Here is a 10,000-nt window from a genome sequence, read left to right on the forward strand (position 1 = left end):
AGTTATGGCTAAGTGGGAAAGGATGTGAGGATCCCAAAACAACCAGGATGTTGGCTTAGAAGCAGCCATCATTTAAAGAAAGCGTAACAGCTCACTGGTCTAAATAAGGGTCTTTGCGCCGAAAATGTAACGGGGCTAAAGCCATACACCGAAGCTTAGGGTTCGCAGTAATGCGAGCGGTAGCGGAGCGTTCTGTAAGCTGATGAAGCCGTACCCGTGAGGGGCGGTGGAGGTATCAGAAGTGCGAATGCTGACATGAGTAACGTAAGGGGAGTGAGAGACTCCCCCGCCGAAAGACCAAGGGTTCCTGCTTAAAGTTAATCTGAGCAGGGTTAGCCGGCCCCTAAGACGAGGCGGAAACGCGTAGTCGATGGGAACCACGTTAATATTCGTGGGCCTGGAGGTAGTGACGGATCGCACAAGTTGTCCAATCTTATCGGATTGAACGGGCAGCGGAGCGGTTCCAGGAAATAGCTCCTCCTTATAGACCGTACCCGAAACCGACACTGGTGGTCAGGTAGAGTATACCAAGGCGCTTGAGAGAACTATGCTGAAGGAACTCGGCAAATTGCACGCGTAACTTCGGAAGAAGCGTGACCCTTTTCTGCGCAAGCAGAGGAGGGTGGCACAGACCAGGGGGTAGCGACTGTTTATCAAAAACACAGGGCTCTGCGAAGCCGCAAGGCGACGTATAGGGTCTGACGCCTGCCCGGTGCTGGAAGGTTAAGAGGAGGGGTGCAAGCTCTGAATCGAAGCCCCAGTAAACGGCGGCCGTAACTATAACGGTCCTAAGGTAGCGAAATTCCTTGTCGGGTAAGTTCCGACCTGCACGAATGGCGTAACGACTTCCCCGCTGTCTCCAGCATAGACTCAGTGAAATTGAATTCCCCGTGAAGATGCGGGGTTCCTGCGGTTAGACGGAAAGACCCCGTGCACCTTTACTATAGCTTTACATTGGCATTCGTAGTGGCATGTGTAGGATAGGTGGTAGGCTTTGAAACCTGGGCGCCAGCTCAGGTGGAGCCACCCTTGAAATACCACCCTTATTACTATGGATGTCTAACCGCGGCCCGTCATCCGGGTCCGGGACAATGTATGGTGGGTAGTTTGACTGGGGCGGTCGCCTCCTAAAGAGTAACGGAGGCGCGCGATGGTGGGCTCAGAACGGTCGGAAATCGTTCGCTGAGTGCAATGGCATAAGCCTGCCTGACTGCGAGACTGACAAGTCGAGCAGAGACGAAAGTCGGTCATAGTGATCCGGTGGTCCCGCGTGGAAGGGCCATCGCTCAACGGATAAAAGGTACGCCGGGGATAACAGGCTGATGACCCCCAAGAGTCCATATCGACGGGGTTGTTTGGCACCTCGATGTCGACTCATCGCATCCTGGGGCTGGAGCAGGTCCCAAGGGTATGGCTGTTCGCCATTTAAAGCGGTACGTGAGTTGGGTTCAGAACGTCGTGAGACAGTTCGGTCCCTATCTGCCGTGGGTGTAGGAATATTGAAAGGATCTGTCCCTAGTACGAGAGGACCGGGATGGACGGATCTCTGGTGGACCTGTTGTGGCGCCAGCCGCATTGCAGGGTAGCTATATCCGGACGGGATAACCGCTGAAGGCATCTAAGCGGGAAACCCACCTTGAAACGAGTATTCCCTGAGAACCGTGGAAGACGACCACGTTGATAGGCCGGGTGTGGAAGAGCGGCAACGCTTGAAGCTTACCGGTACTAATAGTTCGATAGGCTTGATCGTTCTCATTACTTATATCCATCAAGGCGCAATCCGAAGGATTGTCGCCCGCACAGAAAACAGCTTCTCGATTTGAACGTGCGTTTTGCCGACCTGGTGGTTATGGCGGAGCGGCTGCACCCGATCCCATTCCGAACTCGGCCGTGAAACGCTCCAGCGCTGATGGTACTTCGTCTCAAGACGCGGGAGAGTAGGTCGCTGCCAGGTCTGCCAAGCGCACGTTCAGCTCACATCCGGATCAAACAAATCCGGATGAAAGACAATCTTCTCCTTACGATTTTTAGGCCCGCCAAACGGGATCACGGGCCGCGCAAGCGGCCCTTTCATTTGGTGGTCTCTTGACTCCGGTAAGTTAAACCTTACCTCAAAGGACGCAAGCAAACGCTTGCTCGTAGTTGACGCGGGGTGGAGCAGCCCGGTAGCTCGTCAGGCTCATAACCTGAAGGTCACAGGTTCAAATCCTGTCCCCGCAACCAATTTTATCATAAATCAATAACCGTCCCGGTCTAACCCGGGGCGGGTTTTTGCGTTCCGGGCATTCAGCGCAGAGAGCCGCCGCGCTAACGTAGTAGAGATAGCACCAGTGAAACCGACGCCCTGATTGAGCGTAACGGTCGTCCGGAACGCACCCACGTCTAAAAATGCTCAACGCGTCGTTCAACATTGTGGATGCCGAAGGGTATAATGGGACCAGACAACGGGGAGAGCTCATGAGAGTCGAAACGAAACTTAGAATTGAACGAGGCGACCTGTGCGTAGCGGACAGGCTCGACGAGGCATTTAACCTGGTTACCGGGCATGAGCTTCCGGAAGCGGACCAGAAGCCCTTTGGTCGGATAAGAGGCAATGACTTTGGGATGATGGACGCTGAACGCGCGGTCGCTATTGTCCATAGCCGCAGCGCTCAGTTGCTTAAGCAGGCGGAAACTGCCGATGTCTTTAAGGACACGGCGCTTCAAGCTGTCTGGGCCGATGGGCAGCGAATGGCAGCGCGGCTTGCTGTGCGGAAGGCAGACGAGTTCATGTCCGCTCTCAGGGATGATCTCCGCGAAGCCACAGGTAGCAATGACTAACTGTGTCCTCTCAAAATTACTCGGTCCTCGCCTGACATCTTCGACCTGGCCGGGCGCAATTTACGACCCATCCTAAACCTCGTCGACCAGCTAATCTTGCCGAGCCTCCAATGCTCTCGGCAAATCTTGTCTACATAGGCATCGCTAAGGGGCGAGAATCGGGTATGTCCGCGTTCCTTTCCAATGTCATCGCGCCTCCAATCAGCCTTACCTAAATGCCTAGAACTTTGCATACCGCACTGCTCGCCCGTAAGATTTCTGACTTCTGCCGCCTCCGTCTCGACCCGGTGCTCCCTCCACAGGAAAGCGCCCAGGTAAAAGAGTATCTACTTAAGCTGATCGCCCGCTCCCGAATGCCTCCGCGTAAACCCCGCGGGTATGACTGGGGAGAAATCGGCACCCAATGCGGCCTCGACCACAACGCGATGCGTACTGCTAGAAACGCGATTGAGCACGCGTTGGACGCAATTGTCCGCTATGCGAAAGAGACGCCGAGCCCGGCGATCGTTGGCGCGTCCTGCGGCGCCAACTCGGAACGCCCTCAGCATTGCCATCAACAGCAGAGGACAGCAAAGGCATCGACCGCAAGCAGGAACAGAGAGTTCGCGCCGGCGAAGTGCGAAGGTTCGCCAAACCGAAAGCAACCCGGTGTCAGACCCCGTGCGATCGAGAAGTTCCCCAAACCTCTTTTCGACGAATTCCTTGACCCACCAACCTTTCAGGAAGCTCTGGAATTCCAAATGCGTCGCCATGGCGACAGCTACTGGCATCTTCATCGCGCGGTTGTTCGCGATGACGAGAACCTCGACCGCTCCACAATTCGTCATTGGCTGCAGGGATCAAAATCGCCGCGTAGCGTGGCAAGCATGGAGGTACTCGATCGTATCGAGCGTCGATATCGTCTGCCGACGGGATACCTGAAGTCAAAGCTTCCAGATCCGACGCGTTCTGCCTGTGGCCACGTTCTCGAAGACGTAGGGTCGGCTGAGCGGCGTCGACTTGCATGGCATTTGCCCGATGATTTCAACGCACGTCGACGTGAGGAACAGGAAGAGATCTTGGAATGGGTACGGCGCGTGATCATCAGCGGGTCGACTGACTATCGGCGATTCCAGGCAGCCGCGATGAAACAGCGCTATGCTATCCGTTTCCCCGGTATCGCATATGGCCGGTCAGATGCCGCGAACGATTGCTATCGAGACCAGCGCGAACAGCACCAGGATGGTGCTGCATTCACCGATCCGGACTTAATGTCGGGCGTCATAGACGCTCCACCTGTGCTTGCCATGGAAATGGCCGAGTTGATCCGCTTCAAGACTGCGACTCTGACCGCTTTCGGTCTGCAGCGCAACGGTGTCTGGGGCGAGGAGACGGCATCGCAGAAGGTTGAACATCTCGGTTTGATGTTCGGCGCCTTGGCTGCTCATCCGCGCGGACCTGTGCGCGGCTATGGTGTATCGCCGCAAAATCTAACTTTCGGCCTGCTCGTCTTCCCCTCGGTCTGGGATTGGTACGTGCAATGGCGCGAGAGAAGGCGGGGGTTCTACACTGCTTGGGAAGTGGACATGCTGCGGATTTCGCTCGCACTCACCCGCAACGAAACGGGTTGGCTGAGACAGCATCCGGGCTTGGCATCGAGGGTCCGGCCAATAACTGGACTGGTTTCGCAGACTGACATTGATCGCGCTCGCGCTGATTGGGATGACGCCTGCGATATCTACTTCAAGCATGCGTCATCTCGCGTGAAGGAGATTCAGCGTGTTGCGCGCGTGCATCGTGATCCGTTTGAACCAATCATGCCGGTGCTCGAGGCGGATAGCCCCGTCGGTGAGTACCGAAAAATCACCGAAGAGGTCCTTCGGCTCATGCCAGATGAACGCGTTTATCGGCGTCCCGCCGCGGAAGCCGTCCGTTCGTTCCTGATGCTGCGGTTTGGATTGCACCTTGGGTTGCGGCAGAAGAACTTGCGTCAGCTGATGGTCTGTGAACGCGGGAGGCTGCCGCGGTCCGAGCGTCAGCTCGCCGACATGAAGCGCGGTGAGCTGCGGTGGAGTGAACGCGAAAAGGGCTGGGAGGTGCTGATTCCATCAGTCGCATTTAAGAATGCCAACTCATCCTATTTCGGAAGTAAGCCATTTCGTCTGATCCTGCCCAATCTGGGCGGCCTTTATGAGTACATCGAAGCGTACATCGATCGCCATAGGGGGGTGCTGCTCAGAGGGGCTGAAGATCCCGGCACCTTTTTCATCAAAACGGTGAAGGCGACGAGCCGTGACGCCGCGTACGATCAAAACACGTTCTACGAAGCTTGGCGTCTGACCATCCAACGATATGGCATCTACAATCCCTATACCCAGCGCGGCGCTATTCCCGGCCTTCTTCCTCACGGTCCGCACAATGTTCGTGACGTGCTTGCAACACACATCCTGAAGCAGACCGGCTCATATGAACAGGCAAGCTACGCCATCCAGGACACACCCGACATGGTGGCTCATCACTACGGCCGTTTCCTGCCGCAGGATAAAGCTGCACTTGCAGCGCGCATTTTGAACCAAGTGTGGCAGGCAGCGTAGCCGATTGTTCGGACGCAGATCTAATTTAACGAAACGTCGTCGGAGTCTTAGAAGGAAACCCGGGCGTCTGCGCTGGAGCGAAGCCAGAACAAACGCAGGTCTAGGCGCTCCGGACTTCGCGCCTAGCGACGCCTCAGTCGACCAGACCCCCACCTTGGCTAGATCGAGGCTATTCCGTTGCTCGGAATAGCAGTTTGAATTAGTTGGGTGTCCCCGCAACCAATTTTATCATAAATCTATAACCGTCCCGGTCTAACCCGGGGCGGTTTTTTGCGTTCTAAGGCCAGGTGTCTCAAGCGCGCCGTATCCCTCATGTGAGAGCCGCCCTGTCGGCTGACGGCGTACGTCGGAAGCCCTAGGGGCAATCCTAGCAGTAGCCCTATGACAATGCCGCGAGTGGAGTTGATCACGTCGGTAGGGAGACGCCCCCGCTAGTCATGGGAGGAGACGACGATGACGAGAAGGCTTGGCTCATGTCAAAGCGGATGCGTAAGGCGCCAGCGTCACGGGATAGCGAGCCCTCTTGCACATTGCTCGACGATCTTGGCCACATAAGCATTCGTAAGGCCGTTCTGAGTTGGCTCAATGACAAAATCGTAAAGGATTGAACCCGGGCGCGCACCGAGCACTTGCGAAGCTCGGCGCCAAATGATGAACGGAGATTTCGCGTGACGCAGCCGTCAAATGAGAGGCCCCCCTCCGAAAAGGCCGCCGACCTGCTGGCCTTGGCCGCGGCGTTTGCTCAGCGGTGCGGGTTGGATCTCAACGATCCGGCTTTGGTCGAGCGCTTCCTCGCTGACGCGGCTCCTCGTCTGAAGGGCGCCCTGGCCGATCCAACGCTTCTCTACGGCACTCGAACTGAGCGGATGTTCGAGGCAACAGTCCTCAGCCTTGGGCGCTTCCGACTGTTCAAGACCGAGGATGTTGGGCGTGTCCACGCCGCGACGACCTTTCGCGCCCCGGATTTTCGCGTCGTGCTCGATGATGGCGGGCAGTGGCTAGTCGAGGTGAAGAACGTACATTGCGAAGATCCACAGAAACAAAGGACGACAATGTCGGCCGCCTATCTCACTTCGCTTCAAGCCTACGCCGACGCGGTGGGCGCCCCATTGCGGCTCGCCCTCTACTGGTCTCGCTGGAACCTCTGGACGATCATTGCGCCAGATAGCTTTCGTCGGCCCGCCGGCGGCCTTCGGGTGACGATGATCGAGGCTGTCATGGCTAATGAGTTTGCCCGTCTGGGCGATGTGTCGATCGCGACAAAGCCGCCCCTGCGGCTCGTCCTTGATGCCGCCACCGACCAACCTCGCAAGCTTAGCACCGAAGGGCTGGCCGAATTCGTCGTTGGATCCGCGCGAGTGTATAGCGGCGACGTCGAGTTGACCGACCCACGGGATCGTCGTCTTGCCGAAATTCTTCTTCTCTACGGCGAGTGGCAGGCGGCGGAGCCGTTCGCCATCATGGGGGATGAGGGCATTGCAGGGGTCGAGTTCGTGGTATCTCCCGAGGAGCCTTCCGATCAGGGTTTTGACCGGATTGGCTCAGCGAGTCGGATTTTCACGCGCCATTTTGCAACCCGGACGGTGGACGGCGACCAGGTTATCCAACTCAATGGCGCTCCGGTCCCCGAATGGTTCGCACCGCTTGCCGCCTGGGATTTCGAACGCAGCCAGCTTCCGCTCTGGCTCTTCTACCAGCAACCCGTGACCGCAGCGCTAGAAGTGTCTGCCCACCCGGATAAAGAGCAAGACCAGCGCGGATCGCCTAGCCAGGACGCCTGACGGAGGCAGAGGCCATGCGACAAAGACAATACAAGCGAGGCATCGACACATTGCCGATCAAAACAGAGACGGTCACTTAGGTTGACGTCATCCCGAAGGGCGTTGAGATCATGCTGCAGCGAAAGGCGATCGGTGACTCCGTAAGATTGTTCAGGTCTAGAATGACATCGACCTATGAAGCGCTAGTCTTGACATGCCAGGCGGGCATGACTCAAGGCGATATTGTCATGCGAGAAGCACGAAGCCTCGTGTCTACAAACCAAGCCAAAACCATTAAGCAAAAGCTCGGCGAGTTCATCGACTACTGGACACGGATTTGATGCCTATAATGCTGGTTCTCGCCCCGTAGCTAGATGACCTCGGAAAAACCTACGGCTGATCGGCTAGACCTCCGCTACATTTGGGCGCATTCTCCTGTTGGGGAGAGGGGCTTGGACAAGTCTCGTTACGACAATCGATCTGACCAGTGGCGCAAGCGCACCGGCACGAAGCGCTCACGCGCGCTGCGGTGGGCGAGTGTGCCGCGACGACTCATCTTCATGACCGTCGCTGCTGCCAGCGCCTTCGTCGCCGAAATGGTGATGAAGCACAGCGAAAGCATGCAGGACATCACTGCACCGTATTTGTCCGCGCCCAAGCCTCAGCCGATCGCCGGCATCGCATCGATCATTGACGGCGACACAATCGAGATCCACGGGCAACGGATCCGCTTCAACGGCATCGATGCCCCGGAGAGCAAGCAATATTGTGACGACGCCAAGGGCTTCGAATACCCCTGCGGCCGGCGATCAGCCGAAGCGCTGGACAGCCTGCTAGCGGGTTCGCGGCCGGTGCAGTGTACCTTCGTGACCTGGGACCGCTATCACCGCTTCGTCGGCGACTGCCGGCGCGCCGATGGCGTCAACGTGGCAGCCTGGATGGTTGAGCATGGTCAGGCGCTCGATTGGCCCCGCTATAGTTACGGCGCTTACGCTGCTCAGCAGGCGAAGGCCAAGGCGGCGAAACTCGGGCTATGGATCGGGAACTTCCAAGAACCCTGGGACTGGCGCACGTCGCACAGCGACAGCGCGACGCCGGCAAGCCAGCCGCTCAGCATTATGAGCCGCAAGCTGGTTGCGCAGAGCGGCGGCCTTTCATGCGAGCCGCGGCGGTACTGCTCGCAAATCAGCTCGTGCGAAGACGCCCAATGGTATCTGCACAATTGCTCCTGGGGCAGGAAGCTTGATCGCGATGGAGATGGGGTGGCATGCGAGACACTTTGTTAGCTAGTGGGGATGATCTGGCCCGCGACGTTGACGCGCTGAACTACCCCTACATTAGGATACGAAACGTAGACTGGCTTAAGCGTACCCTGCTCATCTTTCCACACGTTGTTCGAATGACACCGGAATGGGGCGCACCTCCAGACGGGCCTGAGATACAAGCGTTTTGCGAACTTGAGGGACGGAGAGGGCCGTTGTTGCGCCGGGCACACCTGTACTCCGATAACGTATACCGCGCTCAAATCGACTTAATCCAAAAAATTCAACGGCGTCTGGTTGATGATCCCTGGTTTCTACGCCGCTTCGGAAGGAGAGCAATTTATCGAGTCCCTTCTAGAGAAGCTTCTCTGTGGGATGATCGCGCAAAGGATCGATCCTTCCAGTTGCACGAAAGCAAAATGACTAGCGAGCTTGCCGGGTTTTTGCGCGCAAATGAGCTTGGGTGGGATCCGCGGTATTCCCATTCACCGGGATACGTCGAGATGAGTCCTGAGCTGGGCAGAGCCGTAATGGCCACGTTGGCATTCGCCTGCGCCGAGGATGAGGGGTTGACGTTGGTGACGGAGTTTCCCGATACTTTCGGCCGGGTGATCCATCAAACGAAAGAATCTGTTTTTGATGTTTGCCTCAAAGCCGATTCTCGCTGGCAGGAGCAATCTGGTGACCGCATGTTCGAGTTGCTCGTTTACCAGCGCTGTGATCCGACTAAGCTAACCCCGGAGCGCATTCAGGCTTTAAACCTTGAGTCGGAGGCGAGGGCATCCTTCAAAAAAGAGCTCGAAGAGGCGGCCCGGTCTCTTCCCAGAGTTATGGTTGATCGCGATAGAAGAGATGAACGTCTCCACGACACCATCAATGACATCTTCCGAAAGTGGGAAAAGGACCGAGCGAATCTTTCAAATTATGTGCGAGCATTATTCGGGGAGGGTGTCTTGGAGCAGCCGGAAAAACTGATTGAAAAGATCGCCGAAACAGCTCTTGGCGACCCGGCAAAGGGCGCTATTGTGGGTGGATTGACCACATCCAGCCTGATCGGAGCGTCTGCGGGATTTGCAGTCGGGTTAGCAATACATACTGCGAGGTCGTTCTTCCAGACCAGGAAAACCGAGAAAGAGAGCCCGTTCCGTTATCTCACGCTCCTGCAGAAGGACGGCGTCGGCTTCGTTATTTCGAAGTAGATGTAAAAGGCAGCGCCGCCTTACGCCATGGCACCCTTTGGACTGCCGCACGCGTATATCTCGCCCCTGCAGCAGCGGCACAGTACACAGGCACGCGACCTTCACGGTGAGGCAGGGGTTGGTCACATCCTGCAGCCGGCCCAGAAAAGAATTGGACGTCTGGTTCACGCCGACTTATGGGAACGCGAGCAGTACCGATGCAATGTGCTGACGCGCGGCTAACGCTGACCTGGTGCTTCAGACGTAACAGCCGAGCGCAAGCTGTTTAGTAGCCGTTCCGCAATGTTGAAAAGTTCTGCAGAGCGCTGCCGTTCGCATTGAGTCCCGAAATGAAACCCGGGGCTGATGCACGGCAAGCGCTTTTTGTTGCTCCGTGCTCTCCGCTC

At 56.9% G+C, this 10,000-nt stretch carries 5 protein-coding genes, 1 tRNA gene and 2 rRNA genes (1 of these 8 running past the window's edge); all 8 read left to right on the forward strand.

Translation table 11 applies throughout. The annotated features are described in order from the left end of the window. Window positions 1–1,750: ribosomal RNA gene (locus FJW10_RS17310) — 23S ribosomal RNA — on the forward strand (it extends 1,048 nt beyond the left edge of the window). 89 nt (window positions 1,751–1,839) lie between these two features. Further along, window positions 1,840–1,954 (forward strand): 5S ribosomal RNA (rrf, locus tag FJW10_RS17315). A 192-nt stretch (window positions 1,955–2,146) separates the two neighbouring features. Beyond that, window positions 2,147–2,223: transfer RNA gene (locus tag FJW10_RS17320), tRNA-Met, on the forward strand. A 234-nt stretch (window positions 2,224–2,457) separates the two neighbouring features. Next, entirely contained in the window at window positions 2,458–2,820 is a 363-nt protein-coding gene (locus FJW10_RS17325; protein ID WP_140901006.1) for a hypothetical protein, read from the forward strand. A gap of 215 nt (window positions 2,821–3,035) precedes the next feature. Then, complete coding sequence (locus FJW10_RS17330; RefSeq protein WP_140901007.1) at window positions 3,036–5,393, forward strand: hypothetical protein; 2,358 nt, start codon at window positions 3,036–3,038, stop codon at window positions 5,391–5,393. A 668-nt stretch (window positions 5,394–6,061) separates the two neighbouring features. Further along, window positions 6,062–7,174: a hypothetical protein gene (locus tag FJW10_RS17335; protein ID WP_140901008.1), complete on the forward strand. Its 1,113-nt coding sequence runs from the start codon at window positions 6,062–6,064 to the stop codon at window positions 7,172–7,174. A gap of 431 nt (window positions 7,175–7,605) precedes the next feature. Then, entirely contained in the window at window positions 7,606–8,439 is an 834-nt protein-coding gene (locus tag FJW10_RS17340) for a thermonuclease family protein (RefSeq protein ID WP_246674286.1), read from the forward strand. 395 nt (window positions 8,440–8,834) lie between these two features. Next, window positions 8,835–9,614, forward strand: a complete 780-nt coding sequence (locus FJW10_RS17345; protein ID WP_140901010.1) for a hypothetical protein — start codon at window positions 8,835–8,837, stop codon at window positions 9,612–9,614. The last annotated feature ends 386 nt before the right edge of the window (window positions 9,615–10,000 follow it).

The sequence above is a fragment of the Mesorhizobium sp. B4-1-1 genome (genome assembly GCF_006439375.1).
Lineage (GTDB): Bacteria > Pseudomonadota > Alphaproteobacteria > Rhizobiales > Rhizobiaceae > Mesorhizobium.